This window comes from Staphylococcus chromogenes (assembly GCF_029024625.1).
Taxonomy (GTDB): domain Bacteria; phylum Bacillota; class Bacilli; order Staphylococcales; family Staphylococcaceae; genus Staphylococcus; species Staphylococcus chromogenes.
Window position 1 is genome coordinate 355513 of sequence record NZ_CP118953.1, and the last position, 24997, is coordinate 380509.

At 36.4% G+C, this 24997-nt stretch carries 28 protein-coding genes and 1 pseudogene; 23 read left to right on the forward strand and 6 right to left on the reverse strand.

Translation table 11 applies throughout. The annotated features are described in order from the left end of the window. Positions 1 to 135: 135 nt before the first annotated feature. From PYW36_RS01575 to PYW36_RS01610, 8 genes are all read left to right on the forward strand, one after another. Entirely contained in the window at positions 136 to 372 is a 237-nt protein-coding gene (locus PYW36_RS01575; RefSeq protein ID WP_037575984.1) for a hypothetical protein, read from the forward strand. A gap of 247 nt (positions 373 to 619) precedes the next feature. Then, positions 620 to 1828, forward strand: coding sequence for a serine hydrolase domain-containing protein (locus tag PYW36_RS01580; protein ID WP_422784797.1), 1209 nt, complete (start codon positions 620 to 622; stop codon positions 1826 to 1828). A 155-nt stretch (positions 1829 to 1983) separates the two neighbouring features. Then, a complete protein-coding gene (locus PYW36_RS01585) occupies positions 1984 to 2118 on the forward strand; it encodes a hypothetical protein (protein WP_255201448.1) in 135 nt (44 codons plus the stop codon). A gap of 26 nt (positions 2119 to 2144) precedes the next feature. Then, positions 2145 to 2813, forward strand: a complete 669-nt coding sequence (locus tag PYW36_RS01590) for a response regulator transcription factor (protein ID WP_103159513.1) — start codon at positions 2145 to 2147, stop codon at positions 2811 to 2813. Further along, a complete protein-coding gene (locus PYW36_RS01595; RefSeq protein WP_103159512.1) occupies positions 2810 to 3961 on the forward strand; it encodes a sensor histidine kinase in 1152 nt (383 codons plus the stop codon). Before PYW36_RS01590 ends, PYW36_RS01595 begins: the two co-directional genes overlap by 4 nt. A 68-nt stretch (positions 3962 to 4029) precedes the next feature. Next, entirely contained in the window at positions 4030 to 4446 is a 417-nt protein-coding gene (locus PYW36_RS01600; protein WP_037575979.1) for a DUF2231 domain-containing protein, read from the forward strand. 14 nt (positions 4447 to 4460) lie between these two features. Then, complete coding sequence (locus PYW36_RS01605; protein ID WP_103159511.1) at positions 4461 to 5396, forward strand: cation diffusion facilitator family transporter; 936 nt, start codon at positions 4461 to 4463, stop codon at positions 5394 to 5396. A 110-nt stretch (positions 5397 to 5506) separates the two neighbouring features. Further along, positions 5507 to 6184, forward strand: a complete 678-nt coding sequence (locus PYW36_RS01610; RefSeq protein ID WP_103159510.1) for a DUF554 domain-containing protein — start codon at positions 5507 to 5509, stop codon at positions 6182 to 6184. Between the two features lie 169 nt (positions 6185 to 6353). On the opposite strand, the gene yut is transcribed toward PYW36_RS01610, so the two are convergent. Beyond that, the gene (yut, locus tag PYW36_RS01615) at positions 6354 to 7292 is read right to left on the reverse strand and encodes an urea transporter (protein ID WP_103159509.1); all 939 of its coding nucleotides are present in this window, start codon (positions 7290 to 7292) and stop codon (positions 6354 to 6356) included. Between the two features lie 209 nt (positions 7293 to 7501). On the opposite strand from yut, the gene PYW36_RS01620 reads away from it, so the two are divergent. The 7 genes from PYW36_RS01620 (at position 7502) to brnQ (ending at position 13895) form a co-directional block, all read left to right on the forward strand. Continuing rightward, positions 7502 to 7804 (forward strand): urease subunit gamma, encoded by a 303-nt coding sequence (locus PYW36_RS01620; protein WP_037575964.1) that lies wholly within the window; start codon positions 7502 to 7504, stop codon positions 7802 to 7804. Positions 7805 to 7815: 11 nt separating this feature from the next. Further along, complete coding sequence (locus tag PYW36_RS01625) at positions 7816 to 8172, forward strand: urease subunit beta (RefSeq protein ID WP_037575963.1); 357 nt, start codon at positions 7816 to 7818, stop codon at positions 8170 to 8172. Next, positions 8169 to 9884, forward strand: a complete 1716-nt coding sequence (gene ureC, locus PYW36_RS01630) for an urease subunit alpha (protein ID WP_103159508.1) — start codon at positions 8169 to 8171, stop codon at positions 9882 to 9884. Before PYW36_RS01625 ends, ureC begins: the two co-directional genes overlap by 4 nt. 288 nt (positions 9885 to 10172) lie before the next feature. After that, entirely contained in the window at positions 10173 to 10718 is a 546-nt protein-coding gene (gene dcd / locus PYW36_RS01635; RefSeq protein ID WP_103159507.1) for a dCTP deaminase, read from the forward strand. After that, positions 10718 to 11617: a CobW family GTP-binding protein gene (locus tag PYW36_RS01640; RefSeq protein ID WP_103159506.1), complete on the forward strand. Its 900-nt coding sequence runs from the start codon at positions 10718 to 10720 to the stop codon at positions 11615 to 11617. The genes dcd and PYW36_RS01640 overlap by 1 nt, the downstream gene beginning before the upstream one ends. Positions 11618 to 11964: 347 nt before the next feature. Beyond that, positions 11965 to 12387: a universal stress protein gene (locus PYW36_RS01645; RefSeq protein ID WP_037575946.1), complete on the forward strand. Its 423-nt coding sequence runs from the start codon at positions 11965 to 11967 to the stop codon at positions 12385 to 12387. A 197-nt stretch (positions 12388 to 12584) separates the two neighbouring features. Further along, the gene (gene brnQ / locus PYW36_RS01650) at positions 12585 to 13895 is read left to right on the forward strand and encodes a branched-chain amino acid transport system II carrier protein (RefSeq protein ID WP_103159505.1); all 1311 of its coding nucleotides are present in this window, start codon (positions 12585 to 12587) and stop codon (positions 13893 to 13895) included. Between the two features lie 41 nt (positions 13896 to 13936). Here brnQ and PYW36_RS01655 read toward each other — a convergent pair whose 3' ends face one another. Further along, entirely contained in the window at positions 13937 to 14290 is a 354-nt protein-coding gene (locus PYW36_RS01655; RefSeq protein WP_103159504.1) for a DUF488 domain-containing protein, read from the reverse strand. A gap of 190 nt (positions 14291 to 14480) precedes the next feature. Here PYW36_RS01655 and PYW36_RS01660 point away from each other — a divergent pair, with 190 nt between their 5' ends. From PYW36_RS01660 to PYW36_RS01685, 6 genes are all read left to right on the forward strand, one after another. Continuing rightward, entirely contained in the window at positions 14481 to 14660 is a 180-nt protein-coding gene (locus tag PYW36_RS01660; RefSeq protein ID WP_037575940.1) for a hypothetical protein, read from the forward strand. Between the two features lie 466 nt (positions 14661 to 15126). Continuing rightward, the gene (locus PYW36_RS01665) at positions 15127 to 15666 is read left to right on the forward strand and encodes an SA1002 family membrane protein (RefSeq protein WP_103159503.1); all 540 of its coding nucleotides are present in this window, start codon (positions 15127 to 15129) and stop codon (positions 15664 to 15666) included. A gap of 141 nt (positions 15667 to 15807) precedes the next feature. Continuing rightward, entirely contained in the window at positions 15808 to 16776 is a 969-nt protein-coding gene (locus tag PYW36_RS01670; RefSeq protein WP_103159502.1) for an ABC transporter permease, read from the forward strand. After that, on the forward strand, positions 16766 to 17725 hold the full coding sequence (locus PYW36_RS01675; RefSeq protein WP_103159501.1) for an iron chelate uptake ABC transporter family permease subunit: 960 nt from the start codon (positions 16766 to 16768) through the stop codon (positions 17723 to 17725). The genes PYW36_RS01670 and PYW36_RS01675 overlap by 11 nt, the downstream gene beginning before the upstream one ends. Further along, positions 17722 to 18525: an iron ABC transporter ATP-binding protein gene (locus tag PYW36_RS01680; RefSeq protein WP_103159500.1), complete on the forward strand. Its 804-nt coding sequence runs from the start codon at positions 17722 to 17724 to the stop codon at positions 18523 to 18525. The genes PYW36_RS01675 and PYW36_RS01680 overlap by 4 nt, the downstream gene beginning before the upstream one ends. A gap of 16 nt (positions 18526 to 18541) precedes the next feature. Next, a complete protein-coding gene (locus PYW36_RS01685; protein ID WP_103159499.1) occupies positions 18542 to 19576 on the forward strand; it encodes a ferrated catecholamine ABC transporter substrate-binding lipoprotein SstD in 1035 nt (344 codons plus the stop codon). A gap of 194 nt (positions 19577 to 19770) precedes the next feature. On the opposite strand, the pseudogene lip reads toward PYW36_RS01685, so the two are convergent. Both lip and PYW36_RS01695 read right to left on the reverse strand, forming a co-directional pair. After that, a pseudogene (gene lip / locus PYW36_RS01690) lies at positions 19771 to 20967 on the reverse strand (YSIRK-targeted triacylglycerol lipase); the annotation flags it as partial. Between the two features lie 541 nt (positions 20968 to 21508). Beyond that, positions 21509 to 21940, reverse strand: coding sequence for a MarR family winged helix-turn-helix transcriptional regulator (locus PYW36_RS01695; protein ID WP_037575924.1), 432 nt, complete (start codon positions 21938 to 21940; stop codon positions 21509 to 21511). 136 nt (positions 21941 to 22076) lie between these two features. Here PYW36_RS01695 and PYW36_RS01700 point away from each other — a divergent pair, with 136 nt between their 5' ends. After that, a complete protein-coding gene (locus PYW36_RS01700; protein ID WP_103159161.1) occupies positions 22077 to 22697 on the forward strand; it encodes a nitroreductase family protein in 621 nt (206 codons plus the stop codon). A gap of 103 nt (positions 22698 to 22800) precedes the next feature. Continuing rightward, positions 22801 to 23514: a GTP pyrophosphokinase gene (locus tag PYW36_RS01705; RefSeq protein WP_103159160.1), complete on the forward strand. Its 714-nt coding sequence runs from the start codon at positions 22801 to 22803 to the stop codon at positions 23512 to 23514. A 37-nt stretch (positions 23515 to 23551) separates the two neighbouring features. On the opposite strand, the gene PYW36_RS01710 is transcribed toward PYW36_RS01705, so the two are convergent. After that, the gene (locus PYW36_RS01710; RefSeq protein WP_103159159.1) at positions 23552 to 24121 is read right to left on the reverse strand and encodes a M23 family metallopeptidase; all 570 of its coding nucleotides are present in this window, start codon (positions 24119 to 24121) and stop codon (positions 23552 to 23554) included. Between the two features lie 476 nt (positions 24122 to 24597). After that, complete coding sequence (arsC, locus tag PYW36_RS01715) at positions 24598 to 24996, reverse strand: arsenate reductase (thioredoxin) (protein WP_103159158.1); 399 nt, start codon at positions 24994 to 24996, stop codon at positions 24598 to 24600. Between the last annotated feature and the right edge of the window lies 1 nt (position 24997).

Genomic DNA, 24997 nt, shown 5'->3' on the forward strand with positions numbered 1-24997 from the left:
GTCTTATTTTAATTTAGTTATTATTAAGCCTAGAAGAAGCCAAAAAGACAACACCAAATTCTTATGATAATATCATTATGAATGTTCTTACAGTTATATCTTACAACTAAAAAGGGGATACTTGGAGGTAAGAAGATGGACATTAGAGATTTTAAATTATATGAAATTATCTTTTTAATAATTTCTATGCTATCAATTATCACAGTATTTCTTAATGTTGCTGATATATTAAAAATACCAATACAATGGCAATATTGCTTTCAAGCAATGATATTTTTATCTTTAGGTATATTAACTATAAGAAAAATGAAAAAAGGTGGAATTATTGCAATTATAGCTAGTATCGTAATAATATCGGCTATTTTTTATTGATTCTATACTTTTAACGGTTGGTGAGTTGTTCACTAGCCGTTATTTTTGTTTTAAATTCAAAAATAGTACACACAAATATCTCTATAATTGGGCTCTTTGTCAACGTCGGCTGATATAAGTCAAAATGTATGTTAATGATATTAACTCTTTGTGAAAAGATAAAAATCAAGAGTATTAATACTGGAAATAGAATGAAAATAGTATAGAATATTTATGAAAGATAGGACAAGATTCAATTTATGATATGATGAAGTGCTATCGAATAATTGAAAAAGGAAATAAGAAAGTGAATAAACAAAGAAAATCATTAATTATGAATATAATCGTCGGTTGTATTGCTTTAGCCATTTTGCTTGGAAGTGTGAGTGTTTATCGCCACTTAAAAAAACGTCATGAACAAGAATGGGCAAATTTACAAACAAGCCAACAAGATAAACCAGCGGCGCATGTGACAGATATTCCACGGCTTAAAACCGTGATGGACGCGCACAATCCTGTTTATCCTCAAATTGATCGCTACTTAGAGCGTGAAAATTTTAATGGATCTATAGCTATTTATGATAATGGCCATTTGAAAATGAACAAAGGTTACGGCTTTCAAGATATTGAAAGTGGAAAAACCAATGATGCCAATACGCTCTTTTTAATTGGATCTGCACAAAAGTTTTTTACGGGCATTATGCTAAAGAAATTGGAAATTGAAGGTAAAGTTAATATTAATGCGCCAGTTACCCAATATTTGCCACAGTTTAAAACGAAAAAGCCGATAACGTTGAAAGATTTAATGTTACATCAAAGTGGACTTTATAAATATAAAGGGTCGAAAAATAGATTGAATTTAGATGAGGCCGTTACCGCCATTCAGAAAAAGGGCATCAATCGAAAATATTATCACAAACATTTTTATAATGATGCGAATTATCTCGTATTGGCGAAAGTCATTGAAAAAGTGACGCATCAAAGTTATACCGAAAATTACTACAAACACTTTGGAAGTCCTTTAAACTTGAAACATAGTGCCTTTTTTAATGATGTCCGTTATCAAGAAGATATGGCCAAAGGATATAAACGCAATAAAAATGTACCGGTCTTTACGCCGACGCTCTTTTTAGATCAATATTATGGTGCAGGAAATTTATATATGTCGACACACGATATGGGATTAGTTGTTAGAAATCTTCAAATGAATCGTATGTTTCCTGAAAACGTCACCCAACCTTATATTCATGAAATTAACACCGCACGTTATCCTGAAAATTATCGCTATGGTTTTTATGCGTTCCCAGGCTATAATCGCATCAATGGGGTCTTTTACGGACAGACGTTCACCACTTATTTTAATGACCGCTATATTGTGGTCATTGCGACAAACTATGAAAACAATAAACCGAACCTTTTGGAAAACAAAATGAAACATATCTATTTTAATATGTTAAAACAACCGAAAACGCGTTAACTGTTCAAATGCAAAAGCCATCAAAATTTACATTCAAGTAGATTTTGATGGCTTTGCTTTTTAAACAACGTTTCCACACGGACCACGTTTTAAGTTATTTCGTAAAGTGGTATATAATGATAGTGATAAAGCTAAAAAATAGGAGGAAGAAACTTATGAAAACATTTTGTAAAATAGGCGCTTATGTAGCAGGAGCCATCGGTGTCGCAATGCTTTGGGGTGTGGCAATTTTAACGTTACAACAATATCGTGAAGATGAACATATGCTTGAAGACACAAAAGCATCATAAACAACTGAGAAATGTGAGGGGATTGGATGAAGGTCTTGTTGATTGAAGATAACCACATGATTGGCGAATTACTTCAAAATATGTTGAAGTTACGGCACTATAGTGTGGATTGGTTAAAAAGTGGCGAAGAAGTTGCACTTTATATGAACCAAATTCATTATGATGTGCTTCTTGTGGATTGGATGCTTCCCGATCAAAGCGGTGTGGATATTATTCGTGCCATTCGTGCGCAACATGAACCTATCCCCATCATCATGTTAACAGCGAAATCACAAACCGCAGATAAAGTGGAAGGTCTAACGGCTGGGGCGGATGATTATGTGACAAAACCCTTTGAATTTGAAGAACTAGAAGCTCGGATGCTTGCGGTGATGAAGCGGTATCACGCAATGGATACGCACAAGAAAACGATAGGCAATGTGACGTATGACTATCAAAAACATCAATTTTTAATGTCAGCACAAGTTATGGACTTAACACAAAAAGAGTATCAATTACTAGAATTGTTGTTTTTAAATGCCGTTGTTTCGCGCACGCTTATTATTGAAAAAGTATGGTATTTGGATCAAATCGTTTCAGACAACAATGTGGATGCGCTTGTCCGCCAACTACGCAAAAAGTTAACGACCTTAGGAGCCACTCTTCAAATTAAAAGCATCCGTGGCGTCGGCTACAAATTGGAAGTGATATCATGACAGAATATCGCTTCTGGCCAGCCTTCATCAAATATGCCGGGATGTTATTTGTCTTATTAAGTACGCTTTTTTTAATAATCGTCATTTTATTCAGTTATAAATTGAATCAAGAAATGAGCGAAACAGCGAAGCGTCAGACCGCAAGCGTTCACCACGCAATTGAACATCAGCAAAATGTAAATGCGTCACACGATTATTTTATTGTCAAAGAGGGGCGTATCCAAGAAGCACGGACGCCATTTTCAAAGGATACGTTAGAAGATCGATTTGTGCATGCCTCAGAAAAGCTACCATTTATTGATGAGAGTGCGCATGGTGTGTTTGATGTGCGTAAGGTTCCATTATCGGACCATCGGACATTATATAGTTTGACGAATGTGAGTGACTTTCATGAAACAAAAGGGTTTTTAGTTGCCGTATTAATGGGGAGTTTTGGTCTTGGCTTCTTAATGATGATGGCGTTAGCTTATTATTTGGCAGCACGCCCTGTCCGAATTTATGAACAGTTGATGCAAGACCAACGGCTTTTTATTCAAAACGCCTCGCATGAGATGAAAACCCCGATGGCCTCGTTATTGCTTGGCACACAGTACATAGAAATGCTAGATCGTGAAAATCTGAGTGAGACAAGTCAACACACCTTAGGACAAATGAAGTCAGAAGTCACGTATATGCAACAGTTGATTGATTCAATGCTTGAGATAGAAATGAATGTACAAGATTTAGAGGCGATTAATATTAGTCCAGTTTTAGACGATGCGGTGCACTCTATCGAAATGGCTTATGGCGTTCGGATACAACGGTTGTATGCCCACGATTTGACCTATCCTATCTTACCATTCCATTTAAAACAGATGGTGAATATTTTATTAGAAAATGCCGTGAAACATAACACCTCAGAGGTGCATATTTCTATAAGCGCCTCAAAATTAATTAATGGCATAGAACTGCGTGTTCATGATGATGGTATGGGGATTTCTAAAGACGCGCAACAACATATTTTTAAACGTTTCTACCGCGGTAACGTTGTCCAAAAAGGCTCAGGCATTGGGCTGTCACTTTTACAAGCGCGTGTTCAACAATATGGTGGGACAATTGAAGTCATTTCCAAAGAAGAAAAAGGAACAACTTTTTTAATAAAACTTTAAAATTTTCAGGTTCATTTCAGTTTTCTTCAGTATATTAACCTTATTAAGAAAACAAGGGGTTGATATACATGCCATTACATCCATTATTAGTACACTTCCCAATCGCATTATTAACATTTGCGACATTTTTGGCACTATTAGCTGTTATTTTGAAGAAAAAAGATTTATCCTTTTCATTAGCACTTTTACTTATCGTAGGGATGGTCACAGGGGCCATTAGTTACTTACTTGGCGATAGCGGAGAAGCATACGCGATGCAACATTTTAATCCACAGCATGTAGAAAGTTTGGTTCACTTACACGAAACGTTCGCAATGTTAGCATTGATTGTTTACGGTTTAGCAACAGTGATCCAACTTGGGGGAATGTGGTTTAAAAACTACGCCACTTATTCAAAATGGGGCGTACTCATTTTAACAATTATCGGATTTGGACTGCTCATCATTACGGGACATCTCGGCGCGAGCATTACTTACGGAAATTAAGGGAGGATACGGCTATGGCAAGAAATTATTATTTCCACCATGTAGAACATCGAAAATCTCAAAAAAGTTCTAAAAAGACGTTATGGGCATCACTCATCATTACACTCTTTTTCACAATTGTAGAATTTGCAGGAGGGATTATTTCTAACTCTCTTGCTTTACTTTCAGATTCATTTCACATGTTGAGTGATGTCGTTGCGCTTGGTTTATCCATGGTGGCCATCTATTTTGCCAACCGTAAACCGACCGCAAGATTCACATTTGGTTATTTACGCTTTGAAATTATCGCAGCCTTTTTAAACGGGTTAGCTTTAGCATTGATTTCGCTTTGGATTTTTTATGAAGCTATCGTGCGCATCATTTATCCAAAACCTGTTGAAAGTGGACTTATGTTGGTCATTGCGACAATTGGTCTGATTGTGAACATTATTTTGACACTCATTTTGATGCGTTCACTCAAAAATGAAAATAACATCAACATTCAAAGTGCATTATGGCATTTTTTAGGCGACTTGTTGAATTCTGTCGGTGTCATTGTCGCGGTGGTGTTAATTTATTTTACGGGTATCCAATTGATTGACCCAATTTTAAGTATAGTGATTGCGGTAGTCATTTTACGCGGGGGCTATAAAATCATGCGAAATGCCGTGTTGATTTTAATGGAATCTGTACCTGAACATTTAGATACAGATGAAATTATGGACGATATGAAACAAGTGGACCAAATTCTAGATGTCCATGAATTTCATCTTTGGTCGATTACGACAGAACACTATTCTTTAAGTGCCCATGTCGTATTAGACAGTAAAAATGGGAAAGATGCTTATGAAACGATCAATAAGTTAGATCGTTTACTCAAAGAAAAATACGGCTTAGCTCATACAACACTTCAAATAGAGCACTTAGAAGTCAATCATCTCGACGAAGCTTATTTTGAAGAAATTAAATAAAAGTATAAAGTAAAAGCAAGTTGAAAGCGGATCAACTTGCTTTTTATGTTGTGTTTTTAAACCGAATACGGAAGTGTATAGTGGTATGATGGTGAGAAAGGGGGAGTTGGATGTTTGGGACGTTTTATAATGTCATTATGATTGTTATTGGCAGTCTGATTGGCGCAATGTTGAAAAAAGGGTTACAAGAGGCTTACCATACAATATTAATGCAAGCAATGGGACTTGTAGCTATAGGTCTTGGAATAAACGCAATCGTTCAACATTTACCTAAGAGCGACTTTCCTATTTTGTTTATTGTGAGTTTAGCGATAGGCAGTGTGATTGGCCAAATGTTGCAGCTCGAACAACGATTTCAAATAGGCGTCGCACGTTTTTCAAAAGGTAATTTGGCAGAAGGTTTAGCGACCGCTGTCTTACTTTACTGTATTGGGGCGTTGTCCATTTTAGGCCCGGTTGAAGCAGCATTGCATGGTGACTATACATATTTATTAGCTAACGGGACGCTCGATGGTATTACGTCTATTGTGTTAGCTTCAACGTTTGGGATAGGGATTGCTTTTTCCGCTATTGCGGTCTTCCTCTGGCAAGGGGGCATTTATGTGGTGGCGTTGTTTATGAAAACCAGTTTGAGTTTGTCTTTGATGAATGAAATTCAAATTATTGGAGGCATTTTAATTTTAGCAACGGGTCTTAATATTTTAGGAATGGTAAAAATCAAAACCATGAATATGTTGCCGGCATTAGTCATACCACTCGTTTTTTTCATGTTGTTAAATCTTTTCTAAATGACTGTGAAGGCTTGCCAGCAAAAGTTTTTAAGAAACGGTGCATCTCTGTGATTAAGACAAATCGTTGATATCAATACAAACATTTATTTAAAATTAGAAAGCCATCAAAATTGACTAATAAATCAATTTTGATGGCTATTTTAATGAAACAAAAAAGCGTCGTTCATCATGAATGTTCGGTGTTTTGTGTCGCGTTATGTTTGGCTTCAGGTTTGTTGCGACCCGCAAGTAGTAACAACCATGTCACGAGGACGAATGGAAGTGTTAAGATCGGAAGACCGAACGGTTCAAAAAGGGTTGCGATTGCCCCATAAAACATAGGTGTCATAACAATGACAAGCACAAACATCAAGTAGCGATTCCAAAATGTGAGTTGTCGGAACGTCACGGCTAGCGCAAGCACACCTAAAATCAAGTTATAACCAAATAAGCCATGGTTGAGTGACATGATGTCTGAACCAAGTAAGTAAACAAATACGAGGGAAAGCGCATTGGCGATAACAACGAACACGCCTGCCCATCGAGAAGCGACGAAAAAGGCTACGATGATAAGAATTCCTGAAATCACATTTTCCACTAAGAAAATTTGACTAATGCCATTAAAAAACGCTGCAATCGGATGTAACGGTTGTGTTAAATCAATCGCGTTCACATGTTTAAGCGGAAGTAACTTCACGGTGCTTTTTAAAAAGCCAAACTGTGAATTCATTAAGAGCACAATCCAAGTGACGACCACAAATGGCATTGTCAATTCAGGTAAGCCTATGTGCTTCAGTACACTTTGCATCGCTTTCGCAAAAGGCATCGCAAGTAATACTGCGAGGAGTGACACGATGAGGGTTTGCCAAGTCATAATCATAAAAATAGAGAGCGCAATTGCTACAAGGACACTGTTAAATCCTGCTAATCCTGAATGAATTTCTTCTTTTGTATAGCCGAACCACGGTGCAGTAAGTAAACTGAGAAGACTTCCAATCATCGCAGCCAAGCCTACTTTCCAATCTCCAATCCATAACGCAATTAAAATGAGTAATCCTGTCCAGACATTTTCAAGTAACACCACTTGAGAAATGTTTTTCAAAAAAGTTTGAAGTGACAACGGCATAAACATTCCTTCTTTCTAAATCATTGTGCGATAAAGCGAAAAATAAATTATTGTTTCATAACTTTAGGAAACGTGTATTGTATATTTAGTTGATTATTTCTTTGGGAAATACTTTTCAATAATAACATAATTATTTGAAGAGCGTCATTTAAAGGATTATAATTTGTATGTAAGTTTTTTCAAATTCCATTGAGGAGTGAGGGTTATTAATGAATTTTACACAGCGTGAACAAGATAAATTAATGATTGTTGTTGCTGCTGATTTAGCACGACGACGTAAAGAACGCGGCTTAAAATTAAATCATCCAGAAGCAGTCGCTTTAATTAGTTACGAAATTTTAGAAGGCGCGAGAGACGGTAAGTCTGTCGCTGAATTAATGAGTTACGGTCGAGAAATTTTAAGTAAAGAGGATGTTATGGAAGGTGTCGAATCGATGGTCACAGATATTGAAATCGAAGCGACATTTCCAGATGGTACAAAACTTGTAACCATTCACCATCCAATTGTATAGGGGGGCCAATGATGAAACCAGGTGAAATTATCGTTCAATCCACTGAAATTATGATTAACGAAGGTAGAGAAAATACAAAAATTAAAGTGAAAAATAGTGGGGACCGCCCAATTCAAGTCGGTTCACATTATCACTTTTTTGAAGCAAACCCAGCATTAGACTTTGACCGTGAACAAGCTTACGGTAAACATTTAGATATTCCAGCAGGGGCGGCTGTCCGCTTTGAACCAGGCGATGAAAAAGAAATCCGTCTCGTACGTTATGCGGGCGATCAAAAAATATACGGATTCCATGGTGAAGTGGACGGACCACTTGATCAATCACGCATTACAGAGCCGAATATGAAAGAGGGGAGTGAAGTCAAATGAGTTTCAAAATGACTGAATCACAATATACAAGCCTATACGGACCGACAGTAGGGGATTCGATTCGTTTAGGAGATACCAATCTTTTTGCGAAAGTTGAAAAAGACTACGCCAACTACGGAGATGAAGTGGCATTTGGTGGTGGTAAATCTATCCGTGATGGTATGGGACAAAATCCAAATGCGACACGAGACGATAAAAGAGTGGCAGATTTAGTCATTACAAATGCAGTCATCATTGACCACGATAAAGTCGTGAAAGGCGACATTGGTGTGAAAAATGGCTACATTATGAAAATTGGTAAAGCCGGCAACCCGGATATTATGGATGATGTCGATATTATCATCGGGGCTTCTACTGAAATTATTGCAGCAGAAGGGAACATCATTACAGCAGGTGGTATCGATACACACGTACATTTTATTAACCCAGAACAAGCAGAAATCGCACTTGAGAGCGGAATCACAACACAAATTGGTGGGGGGACAGGAGCGACTGAAGGCACAAAAGCGACGACAGTTACACCGGGACCATGGCACATTCACCGCATGCTTCAAGCAGCTGAAGCACTACCAATCAATATTGGTTTTACAGGGAAAGGCCAAGCGGTTAACCCTACCGCACTCATCGAACAAATTCATGCAGGTGTCATTGGCTTAAAAGTGCACGAAGACTGGGGTGCAACACCTTCAGCATTACGTCATGCATTAGAAGTAGCGGATGAATATGACATTCAAATCGCGCTTCACGCCGATACCTTAAACGAAGCGGGATTCATGGAAGATACGATGAAAGCTATTGGTGACAAAGTATTGCATATGTATCATACAGAAGGGGCCGGCGGTGGCCACGCACCAGACTTAATTAAAGCGGCATCATACCCTAACATTTTACCTTCTTCAACAAACCCAACATTGCCATATACACACAATACGGTAGATGAACATCTCGACATGGTTATGATTACGCACCACTTAAATGCATCTATTCCAGAAGACGTTGCATTTGCGGATTCACGTATTCGTAAAGAAACGATTGCAGCGGAAGACGTTCTCCAAGATATGGGCGTATTCAGTATGGTAAGTTCAGACTCCCAAGCGATGGGTCGCGTAGGGGAAGTTATTACACGAACTTGGCAAGTCGCACATCGTATGAAAGAACAACGTGGACCGCTAGAAGGTGACGGTGAATATAACGACAACAATCGTATCCGTCGTTACATTGCAAAATATACGATTAATCCTGCGATTACACATGGTATTTCAGATTATGTAGGTTCTATAGACGAAGGCAAATTAGCCGACTTAGTGATGTGGGATCCTCGCTTCTTCGGTGTGAAACCGGCATTAGTCGTAAAAGGCGGACTTATCAATGTTGCGATTAACGGTGATGCGAACGGTTCTATCCCAACATCCGAACCTATTAAATATCGTCCAATGTATGGTCAATACGGTGGCAACATACAAAGTACGTCATTAACATTTGTGTCACAAGCGGCTTATCAAGACGGTATTCGTCGTACACTCGATTTAAAACGTCATGTGCGTCCAGTGAAAAACATCCGAAACCTCTCTAAAAAAGATATGGTGAACAACGACGCACTTCCAAAACTTGATGTAGATCCAGAAACATATGAAGTGTTTGTAGACGGTGAAAAAATCACAAGTGAAGCGGCAACTGAATTACCATTAACACAACGTTACTTCTTATTCTAATCACATCATCTATAGATAAAAATGCTTGCAATATTGGTTTTAAAATCTATGTTGTAAGCATTTTTTTTGCTTTTTTAGAATTCACTTTTATTTGGCACTTGCACATAATTAAATTAAAAATTTAAGTCAGTTAAGCATAAGGTAGGAAGTTGTGAAACTGATAAAAATTTAGCCTCTAAATAGAATAAAAGAATGTCTTGTATAGTCATTTTAGACATGATAAATTTAAAAATAGGCTTTATCAACGTAACGATTACGATTTATAAAAAGAAGATAAGAGGTGTACACATGATTTTGTCTGACAATGACATCAAAGCATATATTCAATCTGGAGCGCTTAAAGTGACGCCTTTTTACACATCACATGTAGAACCGGCCTCTATCGATTTAACGTTAGCAGATCATTTTTTAAAGCCGATACATCCTAAAAATGGAACGCAAAAACTCAGTGAACCAATTCAATATGAAGATGTTTATCAAGAGAGCGTTGTCGTGCCAGCACATGGTTTTATTTTAGCGACAACTGCAGAGTATTTGGCGTTACCTGACAATTTAACAGGATTTGTCGAAGGCCGCAGCTCCATTGGGCGTGCGGGATTATTTATTCAAAATGCAGGTTGGATTGATCCCGGTTTTGAAGGCGCCATTACGTTGGAACTATATAATGCCAACGACTTCCCACTAGAAATTGAAAAAGGTCAACGTATTTGTCAAATTGTGTTAGCTGAAACAAAAACTACGCCAAATCATATCTATGCTGGGAAATATCAAGGACAGGCCACAACCACAGGCAGTCGTGTTTTTAGAGACTGGATGAAGGATGGTGACTATTAATGGAGATTGTTATCGTGACCGGTTTTTTAGGTGGCGGCAAAACGTCAACGCTAAACTTTTTGATTCAAGATACTTTGGATCAAAACTTAAAGCCCGCCGTTATTATGAATGATTTTGGCGAACGTAATGTGGACCAACATTTTATTCACGAACCAATACATATTAAAGCAATGACGAACGGCTGTATTTGTTGTACTTTTAAAAAAGATGTCGCTGCACAACTCCATGAAATATATCTTGAACATCAACCAGATATTATTTTCATCGAGTGCAGTGGTCTTGCGCATCCATTAGAAGTTTACGATGCGTGTTTAACACCTGTATTAACACCTCTAATTGAGCGTGTGCGCATGATTGGTGTGATTGATGCATCAGTTTATTATCAAAAAGAGGATTATCCTGAAGATATTCAAACACTTATTAAAGAACAAACGCAATTTTGTAGTCATTTAATTTTGAATAAAATAGATTTAATGGAAACAGAAGCGCTTCTCAACGTGGTTAATCGTTTAGAAATAGATTATCCAGAAATTCCTTATTTGCTCACACAACATGGAGAAGTCACACTCGCAGAAATGCCTGAACAAACCGTGATTGCTAAAGAAGAGCGCCCTAAAACGCATGGGGCATTGACGCAATGTTTCCATGAATTTAATAAACCGATTAAACAATCTGCATTGATTGAAGGACTCAAACAACTTGAAGGTCATGTTTATCGTGTGAAAGGCTTTTTAGAACTGGAAGGCATGGACCAACCCTGCATCATGCAATATGTTCCTGGACATCTTGAACTCAAACCGTGTCAACTGGATATGCCGTCGTATCTCGTTGTCATAGGTTATGAGTTGTGTCAGACGAGAGTGAACAATACGTTTGATGATATTGAATTTGCCTCATAATAAAAATTACAGCAGTGAATTTACATGCATCATAAAAGCCATCCTAATTCGTCTCTATATGAATTGGGGTGGCTGTTTGAGTTCAGGAACTTGCGAATACCGTCTATATTTTTCCATCACACTATGCAGGAGGTGCATTGACTAAACTCATTATTAAAGTGAAACTTTTTGATGTAGATTTACTTATATTAGTATTGTTCATTATGCTATTTACTGTGCTGAATATCCTCGAATTGAAAAAATAGCGCATTGTGTAAGCACTAAGTGAAAAGTTGAGCAAGCGCTTTCAAAGTGATAAAATAGAAGTGTAGAGTTAGACGTAAAAAGAAATTGAGAGGTGATATTTCATGTATGAACATGTACTTGTCCCATATGATTTTGGAAATAGTTTCAAAAATGTACCAGAACAACTTAAAAAATTAACTCAAGGCGCTTCAACGTATAAAATTGTGATTTTTAATGTCATCTCTGAAAATGAACTTGCCAACTATGTGCGTTACCAAGGCAAACATTTCGAAGATGTCGTTCAAGAGAAAAAAGAAGAAATGCGACCATTTTTAAAAACTTTAGAAGATCAAGGTTTAGATTATCAAATTAAATTTACAACAGGAAGTCCAACAAACGAAATCGTCAATGAAATTGAAGGCGAAGGTTATGATATTGTCGTGATGAGTAATAAACGCTCAGAAGTAGATATCAAGCATGTGTTAGGTCATGTTACACATAAAATCGCCAAACGCGTCAATGTTCCTGTATTGATTATTAAATAAGACGAATGCAAATAAAAATTTAGAAGGTGAATGTGCAACCGTAGTTGTGCGTTCACTTTTTTTGATATGAATCTTATTTACACTTTACATTGTTAAAGTGTTTTCATATAATGAACAAGTGATTTTAAAAAGGAATTCCATTAAATATTCTGAATATTTAATATAATACGGTTACTGACATAGAAAGGGAATTTTAAGTGAAAAAATTTGTAGTAATTTCAGGGTTGATGTTGTTTTCTTTGTTTTTTGGTGCGGGAAATCTCATTTTTCCACCCATGCTCGGTCATATCTCAGGAGATTTCGTTTGGCGTGCCATGTCCGGCTTTATGGTAACAGGAATCTTGTTACCGTGTTTAGCAGTGATTATTGTGGCTTATTATAACGAAGGGGTTGAAAGTATTGGGAACCGGATTCATCCTATCTTTGGCGTGACGTTTGCTTTTATTGTTTATTTAACGGCAGGGGCTTTTTATGGTATCCCAAGAGCGTCGAATGTGGCATATGAAATCGGCGTCGCACCGATTTTACCGGTACAAAATACATTTACGCTTGTAAGTTTTGCCATCATATTTTTTATAGTTGTAACATTTTTAGCGTTGTATCCAACACGTATTATGGATATATTAGGCAAGTATTTAACACCTATCTTACTCTTTATTATCGGTTTATTGTGTGTTTTAGCGATTGTGAATACCCATCATGCTCCAGGGCGTGCACAAGGTAAGTTTACTTCACAACCTGTCTTAAATGGGATTCTTGAAGGATATTATACGATGGATGTTTTAGCGGCTTTGATTTTTTCTGTTGTCATTGTGAATCAGTTTAAAGGGCAAGGGATAACTTCAGCACGACATATCACTCTACGCGTGTTACAAGCGGCGATGATTGCGGCGGTTCTTTTAGCAACAGTATATATGGCTTTAGCTTGGATGGGGGCGGTCACACCAAGTAGTCACACGATTAAAAATGGCACCGCAATTTTAACCTTGCAATCCACACAAGTATTTGGAATGTTTGGCTATTATTTATTTGCATTGATTGTTGTTTTGGCTTGTTTAACGACATGCGTTGGGTTAATTACAGCATGTGCGTCATTTACTTTGCACTATATTCCAAAATTAGGGTATCGTCGACTCGTCTTGATTTTTTCAATGTTAGGATTAGTATTTACAACATTCGGACTAAATATGATTTTGAGTATTGCTGAACCGATTCTATTATTTATCTACCCGATTGCCATCGTCCTTGTATTGGTGTCACTCATTAATATGATTTTTACGTATCGATTGAGATGGGCTTACATCCTTCCGACAATGGTAACGATGCTTTTATCCATCATACAAGTCGCTCTAACCTTTAAAATAGAGATCCCATGGTTCACTTCGCTATATGAACAAATACCATTAGCGTCGGCACAACTCGGCTGGCTCATTCCATTTTTAATATGTATGATTCTCGGCTTGATGATTGATTTTACATTACAAAAGCGACGCTTACCCACTGTATAATCACATTAAAAAAACGGATTGGCGTTTCCCAATCCGTTTTTTTATGAGAGTAAGTCTTTTAATATGATTGCTTGGTTGTGTTTTGTATCTTTAGCGCCGTATAACAAAATAACATCGTCGTCACTGTCATTAACAATGGCTTTTAATTGATCAAACGCCTCTTTTTGTGCTTGGTTTTCTTTGAGTTCCTGTTGATATTTGGATTTAAATGTTTCAAATTTTTCGGCGTCATGATTAAACCATTTTCTTAATGCTTGAGAAGGACCAATTTCCTTAAGCCAATGATCTAAATGCGCATCTGATTTGGAAATCCCTCTCGGCCATACGCGGTCGACTAAAATACGTTGTCCTTGTGATTGCTTTTCACTATAAATACGTTCAGTGTGAATCTTCATAGGTCCACCTCCTTTGTAGGACTATTCCCTAGAACGTTTGAACTAATGCAAAAGGTGACACATCAAAGTGCAGGATCGATATGACAAATTTATGACACCTTCTATGTGAAAAGGGTTCTACCATATCTCTTGAAGGAGGGATTGTGCTAAAATAGGTTTATCATAAAATTATGTGGAGGTGTGCCATATAATGAATTTCATTATAGGTATATTGGTTGTACTCATGGTGATTGCTTGGATTATGGCCATTCGTGCGGGTAAAAAAGAAGGAGAAGCGGCGAAAAAGCAATTGAACTTATGGGTGATGATTGGTGCGGTATTAACAGCTTTATCATTCTGTTTAATGTTTATCGTCTCTCAAAATACGTAAAAGACGTATAGATATAGTGGGGAGATAAAAATAGGGATTAATCATTAATTCACTAAGACTATACGACATTCATAGTTAGATTTTTATTGCTAAACATACTATAATGAATTTGTAAATAAATAAGGCAACGTGCTGTCACACGTTGCCTGTAAGCCCGTTAAAAAGACGGTAGCTGTTTTGATTGTTATAAAATAACCATTAACCGCCTAAAGTTAGATGGTTATTTTTTTGGTTTTGATGACTGATTAAGACTAAACTGATGATGGTTAATAAAACCCAATCATCATGTGTTATCCAACCGTTAAACATATAAAACCCAACGTTATGTAGTCATTCCCTCTCACTTTTCTTTTTTATTATGCATTCAATGGAGCCTCTTTTTTAAAATTTCATTAAATATTTCAAAAAATGCTAAAAAATTATATAAAATAGGAAAATGTGAATGTTAAATACGGGATGGTGACATATGTTTTTCTTTAATACACTCATTATTTTAATTTTATTTTTAGTTATTGGTTATCTTGTCGGGCATGAAGAAGGGAAATTAGTCTTTTTGAAGGCGATTGCGATTGGAGCGTTACTTGTATTTCTCAGTTATATTACGATACTTATAGGGTCCTTTATCGTTTGGTTTCCAACGGTGCTTTTTTTTGGATTTTCGGAGAGTCTGTTTCAAATCGGCCTTATGACGATGTTATTAAGTGGCATTATTCAATATATCTTTTTAAAATTTATGAGCCGTAAAATTATGATTAGTGATACGCTCATTACGATCCTTGAATATTTTATTCAATGGCTTTTAATATATTTCACGTTGTATCAATTTATTGCCAACCAACTGAAAGGGCTCTCAGATATTGATGTTCACCAATTATTTTCGAATATTTTATCGATGGATAGCATCAATATTTTCATTTTGCCATCGTTACTTGTGAGCTGGATCTCAATCTCTATGGTAAGAATGAGTCGTAAACAATATCAAAATAGCAAGAAAAATGAGTCTTAAAATGTAACATTCGCGTTGCATTTTAAGCTTTTTTTATTTCAAAATGAAAAATCATATTGTTTATAAAATGATTTGATGCTACACTCTAATTGATAATGATTTTCATTATCATCGATGTAAGGTTGAAAAGGAGACAGAATGATGCGTTATTTAATGAATGGTTATGTGTTATTAGCGCTTCTAACAATCCTTACTGTGTGTTCTTTATTTATTGGCGTGAGTAGTGTGCCCATTACAGCGCTCTTTCATCTCAATGAAAACCAACTGAATGTGTTATTTGCAAGTCGAATCCCGAGGACCGTCAGTATTTTAATTGCTGGGAGCACGCTCGCTTTAGCTGGACTGATTATGCAACAAATGATGCAAAATAAATTTGTAAGTCCAACGACGGCAGGCACGATGGAATGGGCGAAATTAGGTATTTTGATTTCATTAATTTTCTTTCCCGCAGAGCATATTCTGCTCAAGTTATTATTTGCTGTTTTATTAAGTGTGGCGGGAACGTTTCTGTTTGTTCAAATGGTGCACCGTATCCGTTTTAAAGATGTCATTTTTGTGCCACTCATTGGCATTATGTTAGGGGGCATTGTTTCGAGTTTTACGACGTTTATCGCGTTAAAAACGAATGCCGTCCAAAGTTTAGGCAACTGGATGACGGGGAACTTTGCAGTGATTACGAGCGGACGGTACGAGGTCTTATATCTCAGCATCCCTTTACTCATCCTGACCTATGTTTTTGCCAATCAATTTACAATTGCAGGCATGGGACGTGATTTTAGTAAAAATCTCGGTGTAAACTATGATGTCATTATGAATATCGGTTTATTTATCACCGCAACGATTACCGCATTGGTTGTCGTGACGGTTGGAACACTTCCCTTCCTTGGTCTCATCGTTCCGAATATTGTTTCAATGTTTAAGGGAGATCATCTTAAAAATGCACTTCCTCATACGGCCATGTTAGGCGCTATGTTTGTGACGTTTTCTGATATCGTGGGCCGTGTCGTCGTTTATCCGTACGAAATTAATATTGGACTGACCATTGGCATATTTGGCACAGTGATTTTTATTTTAATGCTGATGAAAGGACGTCGACATTATGCACAATAAGCCCTTAAAAAAACTCGTCATTTTAATGAGCGTGACTTTAATATTAGGTGCCCTGTATTTATTTGTAGGACTGGATTTTGAGATTTTTGAATATCAATTTAACAGTCGATTACGAAAACTGTGCCTCATGTTGCTTGTAGGTGCCGCCGTTGCAGCGTCGACTGTCATATTTCAAGCGATTACGGTCAACCGTTTGTTAACACCTTCAATTATGGGACTAGATGCCGTTTATTTATTTAGTAAAGTTCTCATTCTCTTTCTTTTTGGCACGAGCTCCATTTTCATTACCAATTTTTATCTTAACTTTACAGTCACACTTGTGGTGATGGTTATTTTTGCATTGGTATTGTTTGAAGGGATTTTCAAATACGGTCAATTTTCGGTCTACTTTATTTTATTGATTGGCGTCATACTTGGCACATTTTTCAGAAGTATCACCGGATTTTTAGAATTGTTAATCAATCCAGAAGATTTCCTCGTTATTCAAAGTGCGATGTTCGCAAACTTTGACGGGGCCAATACCACTCTAATGACAATCAGTGCCATTGTGCTCGCTGTATTACTTCTCATTACGGTGGTGATACTCCCGTATTTAGATGTCTTGTTACTCGGACGTGCACAAGCGATAAATTTAGGCGTGCATTATACGCAAATGACACGATGTTTATTAATCCTCGTTGCTTTAATGGTAGCCATTGCGACAGCACTTGTCGGGCCGATTACCTTTTTAGGTCTGCTTACCGTCAACTTGGCGCATGAACTTATCAAAAATTTTGAACATCGTTATATTTTACCTGCAACCTTATGTATCAGTTGGATCAGTTTATTTATTGCACAGTGGATTGTCGAAAATGTGTTTGAAGCGACAACACAAGTAAGTATTTTAATTAACCTTATTGGGGGAGTTTACTTCATTTATCTACTTATGAAAAGGAGGGAAGCGGCATGATTCGCATTGAACATTTAAATCAATTTATCGATGAAAAACAAATTTTGACAGATGTAAGTGTGGATATACATAAAGGGCGCCTCACGTCCTTAATTGGGCCAAATGGTGCTGGTAAAAGTACATTATTGTCAGCTATGAGTCGCCTAAGAGTGTTTCAAGAGGGACATGTGGAAATTGAAGGTACAGCACTTCAAGATTATACGACGCAAGCATTATCTAAAAAATTATCGATATTAAAACAGACGAATCATACGGAATTAAATATTACCGTCGAACAATTAGTCAATTTTGGTCGTTTTCCGTATTCTAAAGGCTATTTAAAAAAAGAAGATAAAATCAAAGTAAATGAAGCCATTGAACTTTTAAAGTTGGAAGACATTCGACATCGTTATTTAAAAACATTGTCAGGAGGTCAGCGCCAACGTGCCTATATCGCAATGACCATTGCACAAGATACAGAATATATTCTTTTAGACGAACCGTTAAACAACTTAGATATGAAACATTCTGTTCAAATTATGCAAACCTTACGCGAACTCGCTGCGTTTCATGACAAAACCATCGTTGTAGTTTTACATGATATCAATTTTGCATCGGTCTATTCGGATGACATTGTGGCCTTAAAAGATGGAAAAGTCGTTAAAGCTGCACCTAAACAAGAAGTCATCTCACAAACCGTTTTAAAACAACTGTATGATATGGATGTCAAAATTGAAACCATTCGAGGTCAACAAATTTGTATTTATTTTGATGAGTTACCGTGTATGTACCACCAAATGGGACAAAAAACATTCGTTTAATATTAGGAGGACCCCCATGAAAAAACTTGGTTTATTATTAATGGTTGCACTTGCATTTGTTTTAGTCGCATGTGGCAACAAAGAAGAAAAAGCAGCTTCATCTAAGAAAAGTGATGCAAAAGAAATGATAGAAGTCAAAAATGATTTTAAACTGCGTGGTAAAGCAGAGGACGGTAGTGAAGATAAAGCCTATTCAGATACAGTAAAAGTTCCAAAAAATCCTGAAAAAGCAGTCGTTTTTGATTACGGCGCATTAAAAACAATGGAAGAGATGGATCTTGAAAGTAAAGTGGCTGCATTACCAAAAGGTGAAAACAATGCGCAATTGCCTGAGTTTTTAGAGGATTTTAAATCTGATAAATATCAAAATACAGGCTCATTAAAAGAAATTAACTTTGATGTTGTAGCCAAAGTCAAACCGGATGTCATTTTCTTATCAGCACGTACAGCAAATCAAAAGAATTTAGATGAATTGAAAAAAGCAGCGCCAGATACACCTGTAGTTTACATGGGAGCAAAAAATGATCGTTTTGTAGAATCAATGAAAGAAGATACGGTGACACTTGGTAAAATCTATGACAAAGAAAGTAAAGCAAAAGCATTAAACAAAGAATTAGATCAAAAAATCGCAGAAGTTAAAGCCAAAGCAGAAAAACTAAACGAGAAAGCAATGTACCTTCTTGTGAATGAAGGTGAATTATCAACATTTGGTGCAGGGGACCGTTTCGGTAATCTTGTGTTTGACACACTTGGATTCCAACCTGTAGATGAAAAAATTAAGAAAAGTAGTCATGGTCAAAACGTCACAAATGAATATGTTAGTGATAAAAATCCAGACATCATTTTTGCGATGGACCGTGGTAAAGCCATAGGTAAAAAATCAACAACACAACAAGTTTTAAGCAATGGTGTGATTAAAAACGTCAATGCGATTAAAAATGACAAAGTGTTAGAATTAGATCCGAAACTTTGGTACTTTGCTTCAGGTTCAACAACAACAACAATTGAACAAATTGAAGAAATTGAAGAAGGTTTAAAATTAGATAAATAAACAACACTTCAAAAATAGGTAGAAAAGTCGCGATATTGAGAAATCGAAAAGCCATCGAAATTTATCTTTTAATAAATTTTCGATGGCTTTTTTGTAGGATTAACTAAAGAATACGTTTTTGATTACGCGGAAAAATGATACGATGAGTTGAAAAACGTCTGCTGTCATGGGTTTTGCCTCCAATCTTATGGATTTTATTTAGATGAAGTTAAGGATTCGCTTTGAACTAAATCATCGGCCAATTGATGCCAAAACTGTTGTAATTCTGCGCGTGTACGTTTTGTATCCGTACTGTCTTGACCTACAAAGTCAACGTGATCCCAATCATGTTTTGTAGGTGTCACTTGCCATACACCTTTTTGATTTTTATCTGTTGCTGGTGTGAATGCTTCATTAAATGGATGTTGTGAAGAAATAACAGAAACGAGACCGTCATTTTCACGCCATTCTTTTTCAGTCGCTTTACCAATTAAATTACCAGTCGCTGTGAACGGGAAGAACATGTTGTAATCTGATTTTTGTTTACCACCAATTGAAGCATGTGTCGCTTCGCCTGTGTATGTTTTATAGACGATATTCGGATTGACCGTTGTTTTACGATTTAAATCTGTCGCACCATCACGTGTTAAATCGTTAAATCCGTTGTCTTTTGATTTCCATAATTTAGAGTTTTGCACCCGTTTCACATAGTCAGCATAAGATTCATTCGGTTGTTGTTTTAAGCCCCAATGCGCAAGGCCAAAGTCGACTCTTGAATCTTTATTACCAAATTGTTTCGCGACATCAAAGACAAGTTGACGCACAATCGGTTCATTGCCGGCTAAGTCAGAAGCGTGCGTTCCGTTATGAGGTGTTCCTAATGTCGTGATGGAGGAGACCATATTGTCATGTCCGCCTTTAAATAATGGAGAGATGTCGCCTCCGTGTTCTTTTTGGTAAGCAACTTCTTCGGGACTACCATTTTTGAGTAATTCTTCTAATTGACGGATGGTTTGCCCCCCCATACTGTGACCGACAAGATGTACTTTTTTACCAGGTTGCCACTCTTTATAAACCCCTTCGTATGTTTTACCATAACGCTCGTGACCATATTTAGCAGCATGTGCTGCTCCGTAATCGACACGACCGCCCTTAAGGTAATAGTACAATTCAACGGCACGATCATAGTTACTACCAAAAGCACTGATACTTGCTTCATAAGATTCATAACCGTTTTCTTCTAAATCTTGGCGAATATTCATTTTATCGCCACCCCAATAGTGAGAAAGCATGGCAGGGTTAATGTCATCTGTAAAGCCGTTAAAGCCGTGGACTAAAATAATGGGATCATGGTTTTTAGCAGAATCTTTATTTAAAGTGGGTGTATTCTGTTGATTTTGATTATGTAAGGTCGTATTAGGTTGTGGAGCAGGTTCTGCTGCTTGTGCTGTGCTTACCCCTACAAATAATGATTCCGTGATTAAAAGTGCTGAAGCTATTACACTAAAATGTTTAAATTGCCTCGTTTTAATTTTTCTCATCGAATGCCCCCTAATTAGATAAGTTTAGATGAAGATGTTAATTAACAATCTAGGGATAAAACCAAAAACCTTACTGATAATCGCTTTGAACTGTTCCATAATAAATACACCTCCTCTCTTCATCGGAAAAGAAAGCGCTTCCGAGAGTTTATAAAAAAAATCCCTGGTGCTAATCTAGAAAATAAACAAAATATAAAAAACTTTTTTGTGTGTATTACAATAACTTAATTTCACAATTCTGTCAATATTACCATTAAATTTAAAAGTTAATAACAAATCATACTGATATATGTAGATTGTCGATATATAGTGATTCCAAGATATAATATATACTATTTTACATAAAATATATAAAAATTTAACAAAAATAAAAACCACCAAATTGAATAAATTTGGTGGATATTAGTATGGTTTATTCAAAGTTATTCTTAATAAAGCGCTCTAAAATAGAGATAAGTTGCTCCATATCATCGCCTTCGAAATTTAATTCTTTATAAACTTCTTCAGTGACTTCATGTAGATAATGTTGGACTTTTAGTCCTTCATTTGTTAATGAGATGTTAAGATTTCGTTCGTCATCTTCATCGCGTACTTTTTGGACTAATCCTTTCTGATCTAACTTTTTTATCAGTGGGGTTAAAGTACCAGAATTTAAATAGATACGATTTCCTAAAGTTTTAATATTAACGACTTCATCAGGTTGTATTGATTTTAAAGTAATATAAGATGTGTAGGTCAAATCGTATGACTTTAAATGTGTCGCATATTTTTTGATAACTTCTTTGGATGCAACATAAAATAAGAAACACAGTTCGCTTTTTAAGTCATCGTGTTTTAATGTCATTTTTTGGCCTCCTTGCGCTCTTTGTAATAGTATAACACTTTTTTCTTGATAGACGTGAAATCGTTACATATAATTGAATTGAACTTAATTTAATTTGGTTTTAATCTAATTATAATAAAGGATGTGTAGCGTAGAAATGAAAGAATTTAAAGAAGTTTTAGAAAGTCGACGCTCAGTAAAACAGTATGATCCGAATGTGAAAATTCCCCGTGAAGAAATGAAAGAAATGATAGAGTTAACAACAAAAGCACCGTCTTCTGTTAATATGCAACCTTGGCGCTTTGTAGTTGTGGATACACCCGAAGGGAAAGAGACCTTACAACCTTTAGTTCAGTTTAATACGCGTCAAAACGAAAGCTCTGCGGCGATGATCGTTATTTTTGGCGATATGAAAAACTATGAATATGCGGATAAAATCTATGACGAAGCCGTAGAACGTGGATATATGCCGAAAGAAGTTAAAGATGTTCAAGTGGCTAAATTTGTAGAAATGTATGAAGCGTTAGATCGTCCAAGTATGAATGATATTGTCAAAATAGATAGTAGTTTAGCCGCAATGCAGTTCATGCTTGTTGCTCGTTATTACGGTTACGACACAAACCCTATCGGTGGCTTTGACAAAGAGAATATTTCAGAAGCTTTAGGGCTTGATCCAGAACGTTATGTACCAGTAATGATGATTGCAGTTGGTAAAGCCGCAGTAGAAGGACACCAATCTGTACGTTTACCTTTAGATGATGTCTTGTCATTCCGATAAAATATATTTTTAATTCAATATAAATATTTCACCTCGTATAACTATCATATTTTTAGCCAAAGTAGTACATTATTAATGTAGATAGAAAGTACGAGGTGAAAGTATGTTTGTAGAAAAAAATGTACCGATCAATATAGAGAACTTAAAAAGTGAAATTGCATCTTATACGAAAAAAGCCGTGCAATCTGAAGATAATTTAGAAGAAGTTGTTCAGTTTATTAAGTTAGAACATATATATAGCGCAGCACTTGAAGAAATAAGCACGAAATTGCATATTTTAGACCAAGATTTCCAATTGAAAAATGCGCACAATCCAATTCATCATATGGAAAGACGTGTTAAAAAAATTCCAAGTTTACTTCAAAAGCTTGAACGTAAAGGATTTGAAGTGTCAGCAGCATCTGCACAATCTAACATCATGGATATCGCGGGTATCCGCGTCGTATGCAATTATATGAGTGACATTTACAATGTTGAACAACTGTTGTTACAACAATCAGATATTAAATTACTAAAGCGTAAAGATTACATTCAATATCCAAAATCGAATGGCTATAAAAGTCTACATATCGTGGTTTCGGTTCCTGTATTTCTTACAGATGGGACGATTGAAGCTCCTGTTGAAATTCAATTACGGACGATAGGCATGGATATGTGGGCGAGCTTAGAACATCAATTGCATTATAAATCGACCAACGGAGATAGTGAGAGCTATCGTCAAACATTAACCGAATGTGCCCTTGAAATAGGGGATGTTGAACGCAAAATGGAACGTATCCATCAAAACTTACAACAAGATCAATTGAATCAACGTTAAAAAGCGTGTCCTTCCTAAAAAAAGGAGGACACGCTTTTTATGTGAGTTGATAAAGACTGCGTTGTTTTTTAGGTAATGTATCAATAAACGGTTCAGGATCTTCAGCATAACGATTGCTGGCGCCCCCCTTCATACGTTGAAAGTGAAGGTGAGGGCCTGTAGTTTGACTCCCTGTATTGCCAGATAACGCCACGATATCCCCTGCTTTCACGATATCACCCGCACGCACATTAAACTCATTTAAATGCATGTACCATTGATAATAAGGCTGATTCGCTTCTTTAATCTCTAAAACGTTACCACCATATTCATCTTGAAAGGTACGTGTCACTTGGCCATCTGTTGCCGCTAACACACGCGTGTCTTCAGGTAAGCGGTAATCAACTCCGTAATGACGGTCATCACCATTAAAGCTGAGTCCACGACTATATGTGCCAAACCCATGCGTTTTTCGATCTTGATGAAAGGCATCATTAGATTCGTATTGCTGTTGGATAGCGTCTGAATATTGTTGTATATTATTAGAATGAAAGAAAAAAAGTAGAGGTAATACTATAAGAATAACGAGAAACAGTAAAGTTGTAAAAAGCGTAGTTATTTTGTTCATAATGAGACTCCTTTTTAAAGGGTGAACAATATTGTACAAAATATCTAAAGGATGTCGCAAAAAAAATGCTCAACATGAAAAATAAACATCGAACGATGTAAATATAAACACTAAAAAGAGAATTAGTGAAAATGCGTTTATAAATTTTTTTCACAAAGACACGCTTTTCTGGGAGTATTACAGAAATCTATTTGATTTTGTAAGCTTAAGTTATTTAAAGTTTGGCCAAACGCAATCTAGTCAGCAATTATCATTTTTCATTATAAGAAGTTAAAACATTAATAGATGATTGGTTTCGAGCTGACGTCTTACTACACTCAATTGAGTAAACAATCAAACTTGCTGTTGTTATTAACAAGCGGAAATTATCAAATTCTTTTTACTGTTTTAGTTGCATTAAAATAGCCATCAAATTTAGCAGAGTGTAAATTTGATGGCGTTTAAGTTATTGGTGAGCTTTATGTCCAACCATATGATTATTGTCTCAATTTAAAATTTTCTATAGCTAATTTAATCTCGTCTCTAACACGCTGAAATTCTGACCATTCTTTACCTGCTGGATCATCAAAACCCCAATGCTCTTTTTTTACGTTTGGGGGTAAAATAGGACAATTATTGTCTGCATCACTACATAATGTTATGACCAAATCTGAATGTTTTAAAATATCATTTTCAATCAAGTCTGACGTATGGTTTGAGATATCTATATCTACTTCTTTCATAGCTTCTATGGCTTTAGGATTAACCCCATGTGTTTCAATGCCAGCAGAATAGACATGCCAATCTTCACCCAATATTTTCTTTCCCCAGCCTTCAGCCATTTGGCTACGACAAGAGTTTCCTGTACATATAAAATAAATTGTTTTCTTATCCATT